Source organism: Cellvibrio sp. OA-2007, assembly GCF_000953825.1.
Taxonomy (GTDB): Bacteria; Pseudomonadota; Gammaproteobacteria; order Pseudomonadales; family Cellvibrionaceae; genus Cellvibrio.
Map to the genome: position 1 here is coordinate 1 of NZ_BBUL01000012.1, position 547 is coordinate 547.

At 42.8% G+C, this 547-nt stretch carries 1 pseudogene; it reads left to right on the top strand.

From position 1 onward, the window contains the following. Positions 1 to 287: 287 nt before the first annotated feature. A pseudogene (locus tag AWU77_RS00055) lies at positions 288 to 547 on the top strand (SEL1-like repeat protein); the annotation flags it as partial.

A 547-nucleotide genomic window follows, 5' to 3' on the forward strand; every position in this document is an offset into this window, starting at 1 on the left:
TTTTGGCACTAAAATACGCATGTGTGGCTGTTTTGTGCGAAACTTTGTCTCACATATCAAAATGGTATCTAGGAAATAGATACTATTGTCGGCTCTTGCAGTTCTATTGCTCTTTCAGTGTTTCCCCTCATTCTAATAATAACTTCACGATTTTATCCCCCCCTTCGGAACTAAGGTTGATGGGGTAAATTTCTGTGGGTCTTTGTTTTTGTTTTATTTTTGATACTCAGTAATGGCGGCATGGGTTCGCTCGGTAAAACCACTATAGATTTTATGGATGTTTGCACATGAAATGGTTTCTGTTTCTCACCGGTTGCTGGTTTAGCACAGCAGCCTTTGCCACCTTGAATGACGGCATAAAAGCGTTTAATCAGAAAAAGTATGACGTCGCTTTGGCAGAGTTTCACCCGCTGGCAACTGTGGGTAATGCCGAGGCTCGATATTATTTAGGTTTGATGCAAAAAGATGGCTTGGGTCTGCCTCAGGATGCAGGGCGTGCCATAGCCTGGTTTAAAAAGTCGGCCAATCAAGGTTATGCCAATGCCAA